This window comes from Clavibacter lycopersici, assembly GCF_003576405.1.
Classification (GTDB): domain Bacteria; phylum Actinomycetota; class Actinomycetes; order Actinomycetales; family Microbacteriaceae; genus Clavibacter; species Clavibacter lycopersici.
Genome location: NZ_QWGT01000530.1, coordinates 1 through 517 on the forward strand (window position 1 = coordinate 1; position 517 = coordinate 517).

Consider the following 517-nt stretch of genomic DNA (forward strand, 5'->3'; position numbering starts at 1 on the left):
CGTGCGCCCTGGCCGACGCCGCCGGGACGCGGTGCGCCGGGGCGGGGGGACCCGGGACGGGGAGCGGCCGGACGGGGGCCTGCGGCTCCCGCGGCGGGACGCTGGCCCATGCCCTGGTTGCTCGCGAACGGGTTGTTGCCCGGGCGGGGCTTGGTGCCCATGCCCTGGTTGCTCGCGAAGGGGTTGTTGCCGGGGCGCGGGGCCGCCGGACGCGGGATCCCGGGACGCGGGATGCCGTTGGAGGGAGCGGGGGTGCTGCCGGCGTCCGGGCGCGGGGCGCTCGGGGTCTCGGCGGCCGGGGCCTCGGGGGTGGCGGACGCGGCCGACTTCTCGGCCTCGGCCTTCTCCTCCGCGGCGGCCTTGCGGCTCGCCTCGGCCTGGGCCTGGCGCTCCGCGACGGTCAGCGGCTTCGCCGGGACCGGCACGTCGGACGCCTCGGGGGCCTCCGCCTCGGGCGCGGCCGTGGGCTGCGGTCCGGGGGTGGGGCGGCCGCCGGGCTTCGGGGCCGACGAACGGG

1 pseudogene is annotated in these 517 nt (G+C 81.4%); it reads right to left on the reverse strand.

Annotated features, from left to right (window positions below):
* Positions 1–517 (reverse strand): annotated as a pseudogene (locus DZG00_RS16375) (translation initiation factor IF-2); the annotation flags it as partial.